This is a genomic window from Candidatus Kryptonium sp., assembly GCA_025060635.1.
Taxonomy (GTDB): domain Bacteria; phylum Bacteroidota; class Ignavibacteria; order Kryptoniales; family Kryptoniaceae; genus Kryptonium.
The window spans coordinates 419375-436951 of record JANXBN010000001.1 but is presented as its reverse complement, the minus strand read 5'-3'; the positions used below and the strand labels follow the sequence as shown (position 1 = coordinate 436951).

General features: G+C 37.5%; 18 protein-coding genes and 1 pseudogene. 2 read left to right on the top strand and 17 right to left on the bottom strand.

Annotated features, from left to right (window positions below; genetic code table 11):
- Positions 1–15: 15 nt before the first annotated feature.
- The 8 genes and pseudogenes from nuoF to NZ923_02035 all read right to left on the bottom strand — a co-directional run bounded on the left by nuoF (position 16) and on the right by NZ923_02035 (position 8146).
- Positions 16–1284 carry an NADH-quinone oxidoreductase subunit NuoF gene (gene nuoF / locus NZ923_02070; protein MCS7228805.1) on the bottom strand — a complete coding sequence of 423 codons (1269 nt, stop codon included), beginning with the start codon at positions 1282–1284 and terminating at the stop codon, positions 16–18.
- Entirely contained in the window at positions 1281–1757 is a 477-nt protein-coding gene (nuoE, locus tag NZ923_02065; protein ID MCS7228804.1) for an NADH-quinone oxidoreductase subunit NuoE, read from the bottom strand. Before nuoE ends, nuoF begins: the two co-directional genes overlap by 4 nt.
- Positions 1758–1782: 25 nt before the next feature.
- Positions 1783–2955 (bottom strand): annotated as a pseudogene (nuoD, locus tag NZ923_02060) (NADH dehydrogenase (quinone) subunit D).
- A 72-nt stretch (positions 2956–3027) separates the two neighbouring features.
- Positions 3028–3534, bottom strand: a complete 507-nt coding sequence (locus tag NZ923_02055) for an NADH-quinone oxidoreductase subunit C (GenBank protein ID MCS7228803.1) — start codon at positions 3532–3534, stop codon at positions 3028–3030.
- 20 nt (positions 3535–3554) lie between these two features.
- Complete coding sequence (locus tag NZ923_02050) at positions 3555–4052, bottom strand: NADH-quinone oxidoreductase subunit B (protein ID MCS7228802.1); 498 nt, start codon at positions 4050–4052, stop codon at positions 3555–3557.
- Entirely contained in the window at positions 4043–4399 is a 357-nt protein-coding gene (gene ndhC / locus NZ923_02045) for an NADH-quinone oxidoreductase subunit A (protein ID MCS7228801.1), read from the bottom strand. The genes NZ923_02050 and ndhC overlap by 10 nt, the downstream gene beginning before the upstream one ends.
- Positions 4400–4517: 118 nt before the next feature.
- Positions 4518–6539, bottom strand: a complete 2022-nt coding sequence (locus NZ923_02040) for an oligopeptide transporter, OPT family (protein MCS7228800.1) — start codon at positions 6537–6539, stop codon at positions 4518–4520.
- Between the two features lie 29 nt (positions 6540–6568).
- Positions 6569–8146 carry a mucoidy inhibitor MuiA family protein gene (locus NZ923_02035; protein MCS7228799.1) on the bottom strand — a complete coding sequence of 526 codons (1578 nt, stop codon included), beginning with the start codon at positions 8144–8146 and terminating at the stop codon, positions 6569–6571.
- Positions 8147–8359: 213 nt separating this feature from the next.
- Between NZ923_02035 and NZ923_02030 the strand changes: the two genes are divergently transcribed.
- Positions 8360–9796: a T9SS type A sorting domain-containing protein gene (locus NZ923_02030; protein MCS7228798.1), complete on the top strand. Its 1437-nt coding sequence runs from the start codon at positions 8360–8362 to the stop codon at positions 9794–9796.
- Between the two features lie 15 nt (positions 9797–9811).
- Here NZ923_02030 and tadA read toward each other — a convergent pair whose 3' ends face one another.
- The 9 genes from tadA to NZ923_01985 all read right to left on the bottom strand — a co-directional run bounded on the left by tadA (position 9812) and on the right by NZ923_01985 (position 16996).
- The gene (gene tadA / locus NZ923_02025) at positions 9812–10282 is read right to left on the bottom strand and encodes a tRNA adenosine(34) deaminase TadA (protein ID MCS7228797.1); all 471 of its coding nucleotides are present in this window, start codon (positions 10280–10282) and stop codon (positions 9812–9814) included.
- Positions 10282–11352 (bottom strand): dehypoxanthine futalosine cyclase, encoded by a 1071-nt coding sequence (mqnC, locus tag NZ923_02020; protein ID MCS7228796.1) that lies wholly within the window; start codon positions 11350–11352, stop codon positions 10282–10284. Before mqnC ends, tadA begins: the two co-directional genes overlap by 1 nt.
- 70 nt (positions 11353–11422) lie before the next feature.
- Positions 11423–11893: a hydrogenase maturation protease gene (locus NZ923_02015; protein MCS7228795.1), complete on the bottom strand. Its 471-nt coding sequence runs from the start codon at positions 11891–11893 to the stop codon at positions 11423–11425.
- Positions 11880–13169: a Ni/Fe hydrogenase subunit alpha gene (locus NZ923_02010; GenBank protein MCS7228794.1), complete on the bottom strand. Its 1290-nt coding sequence runs from the start codon at positions 13167–13169 to the stop codon at positions 11880–11882. The genes NZ923_02015 and NZ923_02010 overlap by 14 nt, the downstream gene beginning before the upstream one ends.
- The gene (locus NZ923_02005) at positions 13159–13935 is read right to left on the bottom strand and encodes an oxidoreductase (protein MCS7228793.1); all 777 of its coding nucleotides are present in this window, start codon (positions 13933–13935) and stop codon (positions 13159–13161) included. The genes NZ923_02010 and NZ923_02005 overlap by 11 nt, the downstream gene beginning before the upstream one ends.
- Positions 13936–13937: 2 nt before the next feature.
- On the bottom strand, positions 13938–14753 hold the full coding sequence (locus NZ923_02000) for an FAD/NAD(P)-binding protein (protein MCS7228792.1): 816 nt from the start codon (positions 14751–14753) through the stop codon (positions 13938–13940).
- 31 nt (positions 14754–14784) lie between these two features.
- Entirely contained in the window at positions 14785–15249 is a 465-nt protein-coding gene (locus tag NZ923_01995; GenBank protein ID MCS7228791.1) for a cyclic nucleotide-binding domain-containing protein, read from the bottom strand.
- Between the two features lie 21 nt (positions 15250–15270).
- Positions 15271–16395, bottom strand: coding sequence for a 4Fe-4S dicluster domain-containing protein (locus NZ923_01990; protein ID MCS7228790.1), 1125 nt, complete (start codon positions 16393–16395; stop codon positions 15271–15273).
- Between the two features lie 148 nt (positions 16396–16543).
- The gene (locus NZ923_01985) at positions 16544–16996 is read right to left on the bottom strand and encodes a hypothetical protein (GenBank protein ID MCS7228789.1); all 453 of its coding nucleotides are present in this window, start codon (positions 16994–16996) and stop codon (positions 16544–16546) included.
- Positions 16997–17196: 200 nt separating this feature from the next.
- Here NZ923_01985 and NZ923_01980 point away from each other — a divergent pair, with 200 nt between their 5' ends.
- Positions 17197–17577, top strand: a complete 381-nt coding sequence (locus NZ923_01980; protein MCS7228788.1) for a hypothetical protein — start codon at positions 17197–17199, stop codon at positions 17575–17577.

The following is a 17577-nucleotide window of genomic DNA, read 5'->3' as shown; positions in this document are numbered from 1 at the left end:
TGGATTTCCCATAAACTATTTTTCAACCATCACGGTTGATTTAAACTTTATATATTTCTCAAAATCTTCACGAAATCTTTGGACACCGAATTTTATAGGCCATGCTGCGGCATCTCCGAGTGCACAAATTGTATTCCCTTCTATATTATCTGCGACGCTTATAAGCAAATCAAGATCTTCTGGTCTCCCATTGCCTTTTATAATTCTATCAAGAATTTTAAACATCCATCCTGTACCTTCTCTGCAAGGCGTGCATTGACCACAGGACTCATGCCAATAGAACTTTGCAATCCTCCATAAAACTTTGACCATGTCGGTATCTTCGTCCATGACGATAACAGCACCTGTTCCAATCATTGATCCTGCGTTTTTTAACCCATCAAAATCCATTGTCACTCCTTCAATTTGGTCACCTCTTAAAGGAGGAGTTGAAGAACCACCTGGAATTACTGCTTTTATCTTCTTGTTATTTCTTACACCACCTGCGTATTTATAAATTAAATCTGTCAAAAGGACACCCGTCGGAAGTTCATAAATTCCTGGTTTATTCACATGTCCGCTTACTCCAAAGAGAATTGTCCCAGGATGCTTCGGAGCCCCAATTCGTGCATACCACTCACCACCATTTTGAATTATCACAGGAACATTTGCAAGTGTTTCAACATTATTTATCGTCGTTGGATAACCCCATAAACCATATTGAGCAGGAAAAGGTGGTTTAACTCTTGGATAACCGCGCTTACCCTCTATTGATTCCATCAATGCGGATTCTTCACCACATATGTAAGCACCAGCACCACGATGAATATACATATCAACACTAAATTCAGAACCGAGTATGTTTTTCCCAATATAACCTTGAGAATATGCTTCATCAATTGCAGTTTGAAGAATTTTCATCCACTTAACATATTCACCACGAATATAAACATAAATTGTCTGAGCACCGATTGCATATGCAGCTATTAAAGCACCTTCAATTAACTGATGTGGATTTCTTTCAATTATTGCTCTATCCTTGAATGTTCCGGGTTCACCTTCATCAGCATTAACAATTAAGTACTTTGGTCTTGAATCCTTTGGCATAAAGCTCCATTTCAATCCCGTTGGGAAAGCAGCGCCGCCTCTGCCTCTTAATCCAGATTTTTTAACTTCTTCAATGACTTCATCAGGTTTCATCCCAAGAGCCTTTTTCAGCGCTAAATATCCGCCATTTGCTTCATAAACTTTTATCTTGTGAAGTTCAGGTATGTCTTTTAAAATCAATTTTATTTGTTCCGTCATTTTTCATCCCTACTTAGTTCTTCAATTAAATTCTCAAGTTTTTCCCTGTCAATGTTCTCGTAATAATCATCATTTATTTGCACAACTGGCGCAGTTCCACACGAACCAAGACATTCAACTTCCGAAAGTGTAAACTTCATATCAGGTGTGGTTTGCCCAACTTTAATTTTAAGTTTCTTTTGAAGATACTCAAGGTTTTCATAAGCACCATTCAACATACAGCTCACATTAGTGCAAACCTGAATATGATATTTTCCAACTGGTTTTTTGTTATACATTGTATAAAATGTGACAACCCCATAGACATGACTATATGGAATGCCAAGTAGTTCAGCAACATATCGCATTACATCTTCGGAAATCCAGCCATATTGTTCTTGTGCGATCCACAAAACAGGTAAAAGTGCTGCTTGTGGTGTTGGATATCTTTTTTTAATCTCTTCAACTTTTTTCAAGTTTTCTTCAGTGAACATTTGCAGAAAAAAATTTATTTTTGTTTTATTTATCTGCCTCGCCCATTACAGGATCAATACTACCAATTATCGCAACGAGATCTGCAATCATATATCCTTTTAACATCAAAGGCAAAGCTTGTATATTTGCGAAAGATGGGGATCTTACTTTTAATCTCCACGGATAACCTGTTCCATCGCTTACAATATAAAACCCAAGTTCTCCCTTAGGATTTTCAACAGCGTGATAAACTTCGCCAACAGGTGGAGTTCCACCAAAGTTGGTTAATATGAAATCATGGATTAATTCTTCCATCTTTGTATATATTTTCTCCTTCTTCGGATGAGTTGCCTTTGGCTCATCCGCTTTCACAGGTCCAGAAGGTAATTTTTCAATACATTGTCTTACAATTTTAACGCTTTCCTTCATCTCATCAAGGCGAACATAATAGCGAGCAAGACAATCACCTTCTTCATAAACAGGTATATCAAAATCAAGCTCGTTATAAACAAGATAAGGTTCGTCTTTTCTCAAATCTCTTGGGACACCAACTGCTCTTAAATTAGGTCCAGTTAAACCTATGTCAATCGCTTGCTCCTTCGTTATCACTCCAATTCCGTCGGTTCTTTCAATAAAAATTCTATTTTTATTCAGAAGTTTCTCCATCTGAGCGAGCTCTTTCGGGAAATTATCAATGAATTCTTTTATTGCGTGGATTGCTTCATCCGTTATGTCTTGAGCAACGCCACCTATTCTTGTATAACTTGTCGTAAATCTTACTCCTGTCACAAGATCAAATATGCTTAAAATTTTTTCTCTTTCTCTAAAACACCACATAAACACAGTCAATGCCCCAACATCCATTGCGAAAGTCCCGAGCCACACGAGATGCGAAGCGATCCTTGAAAGCTCACTTACAATTACCCTGATATACTGAGCTCTTTTCGGCGCTTCAACTCCAAACAACTTTTCAACAGCGAGCATGTAAGCAGTGTTGTTTGAAAGAGGGGCAAGATAATCCATCCTATCGGTATGAGGCAAAAACTCAAGAAAAGTCATGTTTTCAGCTATTTTTTCCTTGCCACGATGAAGATAACCAAGTTCAGGCACAGCATCAACTATATATTCACCATCAAGTTTAAGGACGAGACGCAAAACCCCGTGTGTAGCTGGATGTTGTGGACCTACATTTAAAATCATTTCCGTCCCAAGCGGATCTTCCCTATACTCTGCTTGTATGTTCTTTTTTCCAAGTGATTCTACTATTTTTTCTATTTTCTCTTCCATTTTTCAACCTTGTTGAATTTTTACTTTTTCTCGCCCAGGCAAGGGGATTGATCCTGGAATTCCCTGCAATGGAAAATCTTTTCTCAATGGATAATACTCAAAATCTTCAGGCATATAAATTCTTCTCAAATCTGGATGCCCCGAAAACTTAATACCAAACATATCAAATGTCTCGCGCTCATGCCAATTCGCAGCTGACCATACAGAAGTAACCGACGGGACAACAAGATCCGGCTCATCAACATAAACTTTTAATCTCAGTCTGAACTTATTTTTTAGCGACCACAAATTGTAAACCACAGCGAATCTGTTTTTTTCACGATAATAATCAACACCGCAAATATCCACAAGATAATCAAAAGAAAGGTCGGGATCTTCCTTTAAAAACTTGCAAACTTCAACAATTTTTTCCCTTTTGACAACAATGGTAAGTTCACCACGAAATTCCAAGAATTCAACTATGTCTTCCTTAAAAAGGTTGCTTAACTTTTCAAGTATTTTATCTTTCATCATGTGCTTCGGATTTTTGTTTAGATGTATATTGGGTCTCTTTTAGGTGGGATTCCATTTTTTATAAGTTCTTGGATTTTGAGCAACCCATTGATCAAATTCTCTGGTCTTGGTGGGCAACCAGAAACATAAACATCAACTGGCAAAAATTGATCAATCCCTTGAACGACCGCATATGATCTATACATTCCGCCAGTTGAGGTGCAGACACCCATTGCTATAACCCATTTCGGATCAGGCATTTGATCATAAATTTTTCTCACAACGCGAGCCATCTTGTATGTTACTGTTCCAGCAACAATAAGAAGATCGGATTGACGCGGTGAAAATCTTAAAAATTCAGAGCCGAATCTTGCGACATCAAATTTTGGTGCAGCGAAAGCCATCATTTCAATGGCACAGCAGGAAATCCCAAGAGGCATTGGCCAAAGTGAGTTCCTTTGAGCCCACCTGATGAATTCGCTTAACTTCGTCGTGAAAAATCCCTGCTCTTCCAATTTAAAAGTATTTATTCCCATCGTAATGCTCCTTTCTTTATTATGTAAATGTATCCAATTAAAAGAACGAGGATGAAAAGGAACATCTCTATATAACCTAACACACCAAGCTTGTTAAAAGTTACAGCCCATGGATAGAGGAAAACGATTTCAATATCAAAAATTATAAAAAGCATCGCAATAAGATAAAACTTAACAGAAAATCTGTCCCTTGCGCTTCGTATTGGTTCCATACCGCTTTCGTAGGTTGAAAGCTTTTCAGGGTTGGGTCTTTTGGGACCGAGAAGGCGATTTGATAAAACCATAAAGGAGGCAAATGCTAATGCGAAGAGCATCAGTATGAAGATCGGTAAGTATTCACTTAACATAATTTTATGTGCGTTTTGTTTAACAAAAATTTGCTATAAATTTAAAAAAGCCCCACTAAAAATCAAAAAGGCGCGTCCTTAGAGACGCGCCTCTAACTCAATTTTTAGGTTTCACTATTTAAGATTTCTTCTCCTGCGTTCGCAATGCATATCTTATTGGTGTAGTAATCAAAAGCAAAGCTATCAAAGCGATCACGATCAAACTAACAAGATAGGAAGGTGTCGGTGTAATGGGTGTTATCTTTATTTCATAGAAAGCAAGTCCTGCAAATACCAAGCCCATAAGAGCTTCACCTGCAATCAAACCTGAAGCAAGAAGTGTTCCATTGTTTTCAAGTTTCAACATTTGCTCTTCTGTAAAACCACGCTTTTTAGCAATTAAATCTGCTATTCCTCTTATCAATCCACCGACAAAAATTGCCGATGTCGTTTCAAATGGTAAATACATTCCAACGAAAACAAGCATTGGACTTCTAACCTGCAAAAGTATGAGTCCAAATGCCATAAGGATTCCGACAATTATCAAAGGCCAAGCCATTTCACCACCAACGATTCCCTTTGAGAGCATCGCCATTAAACTTGCCTGTGGAGCTGGAAGCGCCTTTCCTCCAAATCCGGTTCCACCAGCTTTTATATCACCTTGATGAAGTATAAGCAATGGGAAATATAAAACAAACGCAGCAACAAAAACACCTATTATATCTCCAACTTGCATTTTCCAAGGTGTTCCACCGAGAATATGCCCGACTTTCAAATCTTGGAACATTTCACCAGCAACAGCAGCTGCAACACATATAACAGCTGCAACACCTAAAACCGCTGCAACTCCAGGCAATCCCTTAACACCAAGGACAACCATCAAAAGCGCAGCGACTATTAAAGTTGAAAGCGTAAGACCACTTACAGGATTATTGCTTGCGCCAATTATTCCAACAAGATATCCCGAAACCGCTGCAAAGAAAAACCCTGCAATTATCATGACAATAGTTGCTGTAATAGAAGCATTAAACAACCCACTAAAGTAATAATAAAGTGCAAATGTTAACACTGAGAAAACCAACAAAAGTCCAAGAACCCATTTCAAACTCAGATCTTGATCAACCCTACTAACCGATGTCGCTTCGCCGGCGGTTGCTTTCCTTAAATCTGAAATTGAACGCCTCAATCCAGCAGCAAGACTTGTTCTCATTCTATAAAGCGTATAAATTGCGCTCAAAAGCATTCCACCAATAGCAATCGGACGAACTATAAATTTCCATATGGCATAAGCAAGCTCTGTCCAAGAAGTTGGCTGTGTTTCTTGCATCACAAGTGGTTCAAGCTGTGGCCCTAAGAAATACATAAGCAGAGGAACGAAAAGTCCCCAAGCGAGCAAGCCACCGCTAAAGTTTAATGAAGCAAGCCGTGGTCCAATGATAAATCCAACACCAATGTAAGCCGGGCTCACAGCAGGAGCTGTTAAAAGAGTACCTCCACCAGCTGAAATACTTGTTATTTCTTGCCCTCTTCCGCTTAATAATTTAACTCCCGTCTTTACAAACATTGTGAATTTCTCCCAACTTGTCGCAAAGAAATTAAACTTGCCAAGTGTTTGAATAACTGCACCGATTACCATCGCACCAAAAAGATATCTAGCTTCACCTCCACCTGCTTGTCCTGCCTTATGGATTTCAGATGCAGCAACCGATTCAGGAAACGGTAATTCAGGATCTTCAACTAAAACCCTCCTCAACAAAGCTACAAACAATATTCCGATAACACCTCCAATAAACATGATAAAAGCAGATTCCCAATATCTTTGAGGCTCGTCAAAGTTTGTCCACACACCTGCAATCAAAAAAGCAGGTATTGTGAAAATCGCACCTGCAGCAACTGCTTCACCGATTGAACCAACCGTTCTAGCAAAATTTTCTTCTAAAATCGTCCCCCTAAACAACCTCAAAAATGCCATACTAATAACCGCAGCAGGATATGTAGCAGCAATCGTCATACCTGCCTTTAAACCAAGATATGCGTTCGCAGCTCCAAGGACAACTGACATAATCAAACCAAGAATAAGCGCACGAACCGTAAATTCCTTCATCGTTTGTTCAGGCGGGACAAGTGGTTTGTACTTTAATCCACTTTTGACTTCTGCCATTGTTCCCTCTTTTTTGTTTGTGATTTAATTTATTCCAGCCCGATTACCTCAATATCCATTGGATGCTCAACATAGAACTTAACATTTAAAGATTTCTTCTCCTGTGGTTTCAATTTAATTTTCCACTTTATAATTCCATCGCTACTTATTTCCGCTTCTCTATCCGTCGGCGATTCAAGCACGACCTTGATTTTCTCATTTCTTGAAACAGGGAAATTATCCTTGACCTCAATATCTATATCACTTGTTTTCCCGTTTTCAATTTCAATCTCGTATTCATAAGAAATCTTCTTGCTCCTGCCAAGAACCCCAGTATACTCCGTAAACTTCTTTTTCAAGTTTCTGTTCAATTTTACACTTTCATCAACACCAAGAGACAAATCAAATGTCTCGCCGGATAAAATTCTCTTGATTGAAGAACTTGAAACATACTTACCATCAACAAAAATTCTAGCTTCGCCAGGTAAAATTGGAAAGCTAAAATCATTTTTTAAACTTGTTTTAAGATATGCATATCGTGATAATTTCGGAACAGCATAATAAGCAAAAGGTGATGCCTGCAAAAACGACGCAAGAAAAATTTTATGTTGTTGATCATCAGATGGAATGCTGATTTTTTGCAGCTTAAAATTAACAGATGTTATACCAGTTTCAACCTCAGGTGTTATAAATTCCGGTTCAATTTCCTGAGCTCCTGCGATATTTTCTTCTTTCTGAATCATAGGAACTCTCTGTTTCATAAAAGGCACTGGAGTAGGTTTATAGATATCAACGAACCATGGTGAAATTTCAGGTGGTGTTCCCCATATTTGAACTTGAGCCGTTGAAATCTCAGCTGGCACTTCCATCCAATCCTCACCAGTTAACTGCTTTACAAATGCGAAGAAGTTAAATTCAACTTTTCTTGTTTTTGAATTTGCCCTCACTTCATATCCGGGAAACCAATTCACTCCAGATACAAGATACGAAATCCCAATTTCAATCTCTTTATTTAAATCTGATATCAAACTTACTTCAACAATTTTGCCTTTTTCTTTAACTGACAAAACTTTGTTTAACTCATCTTCATACTTCTTCTTTTCCGCTTTTAGTTTGTCAATTTCTTGTTCAACTTTTAACTTGTCTTTTACATTTTCATTTAATGCCCTGCCGTAAAACTTAAAATAACTTTCAATTTCACTCATCGTGATCTTTTGAGCTTGCAAGTTTGGAGTTAACTTTTTCAAAAACTCAATTTTCCCAAGAACAACTTCAAGTTCTCCTTGCTTCAAACTTATTAAATTATTTAAACTATCTATCTTCGCTTTCAATTCACTTTCTCTTTGAGCTTCTGGTTTTTTAAGATATGTCTCAACGACCTTAACATCCCCAACTCTTACTCCATCACCCTTCAAAATTTCAAGTTGAACGGACTGATTTATGAGATTTGGAGTAAAAACACCAATTTTTATCTGATTTTCCCCACGATTGACACTAACAACGGCACTTCTTGTGATTAGAGCATTACCTTGGTAAACAACAACAGAGGTGATTTCTGATTTTACGATGGGCTCGTTAGAACCAAGGGCTTTAAAAACAAAGAAAAGCAAAACGATTAAATTTGTCATTCTTTCGCTTATTCTTGGTTATATAACTATCAAAATATAAAAACAAGCCAATAAATTTTCAAGCCCCGTGAAAAAAGCAATTTTAAAAAGGCTATTAAATTCGCAGGATTTCTCTTGATATTTTAGATTAACTTTCATATTATTCTGACGGCATTAAAACATATTTGGAGGCATAACATGTACAGGGCTATAACTTTAATTTTGGGGGTAATCTTGTCACTATCTTCGCTACTTTCTCAACAACCTCCGCAATGGACTTCAAGATGGTATTGCGTTTATGCAACCTATGACGACGAAACCAATGGAACAGGGCATAATACGCCAAGCGTTGGAATTATTAAAGAAAACACCTTCATAGCTTGTGTTACAACTTACAATGCACGAAGTTTCCTCGTCCCTTATGTAAATGCCGACTCAGCTAGAGGGAGATTGTATTATTATGGTTTTGGCACAGCTGGTATAGGCAACTTTTTCCTGCCGTGGAGAAATCCGGATGATGTGTTTGATGAAGTTTTAATGCGAAATGCTTGGTTTATTATCGCAACACCACACGATAGCCTAATTTATGTTGCAAACAACGATCCAAACCGAAATATCCTTGTTTTCAAATTCACTGGTGATACTATCGTCTCAACCCCATATCGCCTTGAAACTGGAGATAACACAATTTTTGCTCTTGATCTTGATAGGTATGGAAATGTTTTTGTGATCAATGATAGTAGTTATGGAAAAACTGATGATATAAAAATTTTCCCATCAATTCAAAGCAACAAAAGCGCTTGGGAAACACACACTGCAACACCGCTTCAGACAGTAAATTTGCCAGATGGTGTTTACAAAGGAATTGAAGTAAATCGGGATGGAACCTGGCTTTTCGTTTCATATTCAGATACAACGAAAAGAAGGGTCGTTAAATATACCGGTTCAATTCGTACAGGATATCAAATTGATCCGAGATTTAATTTTCAACTCGGTGAAGGAGACACAGGGGCAGTTTCACGATGGAAAGCGAGTCCAATCGGGCTTGAATATCTTGATGAAAACAATTTACTATTCGTCGCCTGTGCTGTTTGGAGACCTTCACCATTTTCAATGGGTTATTCATATGGAAGAATTTACATACTTAACGGAACAACTGGCGAACCAATTGACACAATTGATATCGCAAAATGGAACTTTATTATGACAGGTGGATATAATCTCAGAACAAACGGGACAACTCCAGGAAATGCTTCAGGCTATACTTCCGTTTATGATGTCAAATTTGATGAAAAGAAAAATCTTTACACACAATCTTACTATGGATGGACAGTTGATAAATGGGTTTACCAAGGAACATTGCCAGTTATACCAGTAAAAGTTGAAAAATTAAATGATCAAACACCAAGCGGATACGAATTAAAACAAAACTATCCGAACCCATTCAATCCAACCACAATAATTGAATTTTCAATTCCATCAAGAGAACATGTAACTCTCAAAATTTACACGATCCTCGGTCAAGAGATCGCAACGCTTGTTAATGAAACACTTGACGCTGGAACTTATAAAGTAGTTTTTGATGCAAGGGAATTTGCCACTGGGTCATATATTTATACCCTGAGAGCTGGCAATTATGTGGAGAGCAAGAAGCTAATGTTCGTCAAATGAAATTTACGGGGCGGTTTAAAACCGCCCCAATTCGTTTTTTCTTAATTCCTGGAAAAATACTCTCAGTAAGCTTTGAGATTCATCAGCCATTATCCCACCAATTACTTCAACTTTGTGATTTAAATTCCCATCACCAGTTATATTATAAACACTACCACAAGCGCCAGCTTTAAAATCATATGCTCCAAATACAACCTTGTCAATTCGCGAAAGAACGATCGCTCCTGCACACATAGGGCATGGCTCAAGTGTCACATAAAGCGTGCATCCATTGAGTCGCCACGACTGAAAATAATTATATGCAGCTGACAAAGCTATCATTTCAGCATGTGCAGTCGCATCCCTTAATGATTCAACTTGATTATAACCTTTAGCAATTATTTGCCCTTTATAAACGACAACAGCTCCAACTGGGACTTCACCGAGTTCAAATGCTTTTTGAGCTTCCTTCAAAGCATATTCCATCCAATACTCATGCTCACGCATCAATTTAACCTCTTCCTTGGTTCAAAACCAGCATCCCTTATTGCTTTTAACATTTGCTCAAGCGTAACGAAATGTCTCGTTCCAGCTGCACTTACAACATTTTCTTCAATAAGTAAACTTCCAAAATCATCAGCTCCAAACTTTAAACCAATTTGCGCCATCTTTAAACCTTGTGTAACCCAAGAAACTTGAATCGTTGGAATATTGTCAAGCATTAATCTTGAAATAGCAAGTGTTTTAAGGTAATCAAAACCAGTGGACCTTTCCTTCAAATTATCCATATTTTCGGCAAGCTTCGTATTCTTAGGCTGAAATGTCCATGGTATAAATGAGGTAAATCCGCCTGTTATATCTTGAAGTTCACGGATTAACAACATATGTTGAACCCTATCTTCATATGTTTCAATATGGCCAAACATCATTGTAGCAGTTGTTTTTAATCCAAATTGATGCGCCTCATACATCACCCCAAGCCATTCATCGGCGGTACATTTTTTGGGAGAAATTTTTTCCCTTACTCTATCAACGAGAATCTCTGCACCACCACCAGGAATTGACTGTAAACCTGAATCAATTAATCTTTTTAAAACATCGCGAACTTTTAACTTTGAAACCTCAGCAATATGTAAAATCTCCTCTGGTGAAAGAGCGTGAAGCCATATTTGCGGATAATTTTGCTTTATCCACCTGAAAAGATCCTCATAAAATTCAATACCAAGTTCCGGATTTAAGCCACCTTGCAACAAAATTCTTGTCCCGCCAAGCTGGATCGTTTCTTCAATTTTTTTAGCAATGGCTTCATAATCAAGCGTGTAACCCTTAACAGTATCTCCCACCTTTGCGTAGAAAGCACAAAATGTGCACTCAGTTGTACAAATGTTTGTGTAGTTTATGTTCCTATCAATTATATATGTCACCACAGGCTCCGGATGCAAACGCCACCGCACCATATCAGCCATAATTCCAATTGTAATAAGATCATCCGATTTGAAAAGTTTCACCCCATCCTCAAATGTTAATCTTTCCCCATTTTCAACCTTTTTATATATGTCCAATAAATTTTTGTCCATACCAAAGATATGCCGGATTTGTTTTAAAAATTTTTGAGAAATTTAAGAATTCACCCCATAAAATAAAAATTCACCTTGTTCCCAATTCCTCCACAATTTTCTGTATTACTTTCCTACACGAAGATTTAACTTCGTCCGAAATTGGCGCACCTATTCCAAAATTTTCCCCCACGATTCCATATATGATAAGTTTCATAGGCAGGGCTTTTATCGCTTTACCAATCTCAATGTATTCAGCAAGACCAAGTGTATGAGTTGAAAAAAATCTCACTTCGGCAGGAAGCGCTTCACTCGTTGGCTCAAAACGATATATTGTCCCAGGTTTTTCATCTAAGTCAATCGCATCTATCAAAATTACAACTTCAAAGTTACCCCAGATTTCAATCAGCTCATCAAAAGACAAATCCAAACCAATGATCTTAACATTATCAGCAAAACAATATCTTCTCAAAAATCTTGCTATCAAAATTCCAACTGAATCATCACCGCGAAAAACATTTCCAACTCCAACTATCAAAAATTTCAATCTATTCTCGTTCAATATGAACTTTCAAAAAATGAGTTGCGCAAGAAATACATGGATCATAGTTTCTAATTGCTTGCTCGCATTTCCAAGTTAATTCATCTTCGGGGAGATTCAAATAAGTTGCGCTAAACTTCCACAGATCGCTTTCTATCATTTTAAGATTTTGAGAAGTTGGCGGGACAATTTTAGCATCAAGTATCAGTCCTTTCTCATCAATCTTATATCTATGATAAAGAATTCCTCTTGGTGCCTCGGTGCAACCATAACCGACGCCAGGCTTGATGGTAAAATCAACATAAGGTTTGGAGGGTTCTTCATAAATTGAAATTATCCTAAGTGCCTCATCGCAAGCGTAAACAGTTTCAACCGCCCGTGCAAGTATACTCTTAAATGGATTTCTGCAGAAAGGTTTAAATCCAACCTCAAGTGAAACTTTCTTTGCTATGTCGGATAATTTATCAAAATTCAAATTAAACCTTGCAAGTGGTCCAACAAAATAAGCACCTCTATTTACGATCCTTGAATGCAAAGCATTTGAATGTGGCACATGCTCTTCAACGAAATGATTATCATATTCACTGACTGCGATATCAATTCCCTTATTTGATACTATCCTTCCCTCATTGAAAGGATATTCATTCGGATGGCGGAGAGCGACAAATTCATAATCTTGTTCAAATTCTGGAAATTCAAGACCCGCCAAAAACTTAACAGCTTCAATTGAGAAATCCCTCGCCCACTTCAGATCATCTTCAATCTGTTTAATTTCTTTCTTAGAGGGTGCTCTATAAAATCCACCAACTCTAACATTAACAGGATGAACTTCTCTCCCACCAATGATTCTTACTATTTCATTTCCTATTTTCTTTAAGCGTAATGCTTTTTGAACGATCTCTGGATAATCTTTTGCCATTTGAATTACATCATCGTATCCAAGAAAATCAGGTAGGTGAAGCATAAAAATGTGCAAAGCATGGCTTTCTATCCACTCGCCACAATAAATTAACCTTCTCAATTCGCGAAGAATCCCATCAACCTTAACATCAAAAGCATTTTCAATTGCATGAACAGAGCTCATTTGATAAGCGATAGGACAAATACCGCAAATCCTTGCGGTTATATCCGGAACCTCCATAAAATTTCTACCTCTCAAAAACGCCTCAAAAAACCTCGGTGGCTCAAAAATTTTAAGCTTTACATCAACGACATATCCACTTTTAACTTTTATATAAAGTGCTCCTTCTCCCTCAACCCGTGCTAAATAATCAACTTTTATTAATTTATCTTTCATATGCCTCACTCCCTTTTCTGAATGGTTCTGCGTAAGAGTTAAAGTTTCTTAAAATTCTAACAATATCTGTAGATTTTAAACCAAGCCCGATAAAATGCTCAGTCAATGCAAAGACATTCGGAGTTTCCTTCGGTCCAAAACACCCATAACAACCTCTGTTATAAGAAGGACAAATTGCACCACATCCAGCTTGCACAACAGGGCCAAGGCAAGGTATTCCAGACGAAACCATGACACAGACATTACCCTTTCTCTTGCATTCCATGCAAACACTGTATGTAGGAATGTTGGGCTTACGATTGTTAAGAAAAGCACTTATTACTTCTATCAATTGGTACTTGTTTATAGGACAACCTCTCAATTCAAAATCAACGAAGACATGGTCAGCGATCGGTGTTGATTTGTTCAAGGTCTCAATATACGAAGGATTAGCATAGACAACCGATATAAATTCCTTGACATCTTTAAAATTTCTCAATGCTTGAATTCCGCCAGCTGTTGCGCAAGCACCAATCGTGATAAGATATTTTGAAACCTTTCTTATCTTATGAATTCTTTCAGCATCATGTGGTGTTGTGATTGAACCTTCAACAAGAGATATATCGTATGGACCTGCAATTGTAGCTTTTGATGCTTCAAGGAAATATGCTATCTCAACTGCTCCAACAACTTCAAGAAGTTCATCTTCGCAATCAAGCAAACTTAGCTGACAACCATCACAGGAAGCGAATTTCCAAACGGCGAGTTTCGGTTTTTTCGTTCTCATTGTTAAATCTCCCGTTTAAATAGCAAATCTTTAACCTGATTATAACTAAACACAGGTCCATCTTTGCATACAAACACAGGACCAAACTGACAATGTCCACATAGTCCGATTCCACACTTCATATTTCTCTCCATTGAAATGAAGATATTATCTTCTTTAACTCCTCTCTTGACGAGTTCAATCGCTGTAAAACGCATCATTACTTCTGGTCCGCATACAAAAGCAACGGAATTTCTTGATTCAAACGGAGCTCGCGGGATAAGCGTTGTAACAACTCCAACATTCCCTTTCCAACCGCTCGTTCCTCTGTCAACTGTGACATAAACTTCAAAATCAAAGCGCGATTTCCACTTTTCAATTTCTTGTTTGTAAAGAATATCTTCAGGGGTCCTTGCCCCATAAAGCAATATGACACGGTTATATCTTTCCCTGTTCGCCAAGATGTAATAAATCGCAGGTCTTAACGGTGCTAATCCGATTCCACCAGCAACTATAACGATATCACAATTTTCACACCTATCAACTGGCCAGCTTGTTCCGAAAGGACCCCGTATACCTAAAACATCACCTTTTTTCAACATCCCCATCGCTTTCGTCACCGTTCCAACCATTCTCGTAGTGTGGCTTATGCGATTTTTCCTTCTTGGATCACTACTTATAGATATTGGAACCTCACCAACACCAAACACATAAATCATATTATATTGACCGGGCAAAAAACTAAACTCAAGACCAGATTCAATAGGTTCAAGCTCAAGAGTAAAAGTATCGCTTGTTTCAAGCTTCCTCGAGCGTATCACAAATAGATGAGGAAGCATCGGGTTTACATCCCTGGTAATTATTTCGCTTTCAACTTGCACCATATAGATCTAATAATTGTATTCTTGTTGCTTGAAGTCGTTGTTCAACTATTGTAAGAAATCTTTTTAAAAGTTCATAACCTAAATTATGATCTTCCTCGCATTTATTTCTAAGACATCTACCATCAAGAGCTATTACTCTTGTAGGTTCTACAACTCTTGCATCAAAATGCCAATAATAAGGTGGAACGATCCAAGACCAACCGAGAACTTCGCCATCTTCAAGAGTTTGAATCACGACGGGATTTTTACCCGGCACCGAGATCTCAAGGGATACTCGCCCATCTCGTATAATATAAAACTCGTGTGCCTCCTCGCCTTCACGAAATATAAATTCACCAGGTTTATAGAAAACATTTCTTGCACACCCAACTATTAGATCAAGATATTCCTCTTTGAGATCTTTAAGAAATGGATGCTCGCTGAGTATTCTTTCTAATGTTTCAACGGACATAGCTATACCAGTTTTTAAATTTTAAAGTTTAATTGCGTCCTTTTTAAAAATTTTAACATTCTCAACTATATCAATTCCAACCGGACACCATGTTATACACCTTCCGCAACCAACGCATCCGATCATACCAAATTGATTTTTCCAAGTGGAAAGTTTATGTGTCATCCATTGTCTATATCTTGACATTGTTGAATACCTTATGCTTCCACCATGTATATACGAAAACTCAAGAGTGAAACACGAGTCCCAGCGCCTGATTCTTTTGGCGTTTTCTCCAGATAAATCCGTAACATCTTCAATCGTATTGCAGAAACAAGTTGGACAAACCATTGTGCAGTTTGCACATGATAAACATTTTTCAGAGATCTTCTCCCAAATTGGATTTTCATAATTTAATTGCAATAATTCAACAATGCCATCAAGCTCAACCTCCTTCTTGAATTTACCAAGCGCATCGCTCATTAGCTTTTCTGACTCTTTCACTTCTTCATCTGTTGCTTCGTTAAACTTTAGAGATTCCAATAATTCTTCACCTGATTCAGTACCAGCCTTTGCGATAAGATAATGCTTACCATTTGAAATAACCTCAGTCAAAACAAGATCATATCCCGTCAAAGCTCTTGGTCCTGTCCCTACCGAGGAGCAAAAACAATTTTCGCCAGGTTCACTACAATTTACAGCGATCGTGAAAATATTCTTACGAATCTTTAAATAATTTGGATCGGTATATTGACCACCACCAAAAACTTTATCGTGAATTAAAATAGCGGAAATCTCACATGCCCTTACCCCAACGAACACAAACTTTCGCTCAGCAAGGTCTGGCTCAAAGATTTCAAATTTTCCATTGCTCTTTTTTGCTTCCCACAATGTTAAAATCGGTGGAAAGAGGAATTTCTTCCACGATTGAGGGCCAACAACATAACCAAATAAAGCACGGTCATTTCGTTTTTTCAACCTATAATATCCTGGTTTCTGTTCATCTGTTAAGCCAACCGGTAAATCATTAACACTTTGAATTTCATCGTAAATAATCGCATTATCCCTGACGGTAGGACCAATGACATTATAACCCCTGACTTTAAAGTAGTCAAAGATCTTGTTTAGATCCTCAGGTGCTAAACGGTAGAATTTTATCTTGTTCATTTTCAATCTATTTTTATTGAACTTCGGGAGTATAAAAGGCAAAAATTATGCCACATCAACACTAATTGAAAATCAATTCAACTATATAAACAAAACTTAACAAATGTGAAAAGCAACGACATCATTGTCTAAACTTTTCACATTTTGATCACCAGTGATAGTATGGATCATAAAAGAAAGGAACCCGCCGATATTGGATATTTATAAACATATTGTTGAGCGGGCGATAGTTCAATTCAATCCGATTTATGTAAATTCCACTGATGTTATTTCTAAACCCTCTCCCAAACGAACCAAATGGCGAATTAACAAAGCTTATATCGGCTTGCAAATTCAAATTGTCAGAAAATCTATAAAAAATTGAATTCGTATACGAATTTACCATTACGCCTTTTCCACCGATACTAAAATAGGAAACTGAGAAAGTATGCCTCATAAATAAATTTGATGGATTGAAAAACCCCAGATAACTTCTTTGCCCACCTTGAACGATTGACTGATAAACATCGGGCTTTGATTCAATTTGCTCTTTGAATTGCGCAGATGCGAAGCCAATTGCCAAAACGCTTGCAATCAGAACTAAAATAATTATACGCCTCATTTCTCTCTCCAAGTTTTTGTTTTTCTATTCCTAATATAGTAAAACTTCAATCTAATTGTCAAGTTCCCCAATACGAACGACATTTTTGAGCACGCCTATTTTGATTTTTAAATTTTATTTCCAAATTTATTTTAGGCATCAACAAAAGAAGTTAAACTTAAAATATGAAACTCCCAAACATACTCGCGGTGACATTAATCATGGCAATTGGATGTGGCATCACCATAAACCTAAATGATGAGTATATCTACGATAAAGTGTTCATCTCAGAAATCATAATCAAAGATAAAACAGGAAAAATCACGGATACGGTCAAAATCAATGATACTTTTACGACCGAAATCTACGGATATTTTCCAGATCCGTGTTGGCAGTTTTATAAAATTGAAGTTGAAGAACTAAAGAACGAATATAGAATAACTCCGATAGCAAGAAGAAAAAAAGATCTTCTCTGTGTAGCCGTTATCGCTCCATGTTCCACATCTGTTGCTCTCCTGTGTAAAACCACCACCGATACACTTAAAATTTCTGTTGTCGGAAAAGAGAGAACGATCTCTAAAACAATTAAGGTTGTCAAATAA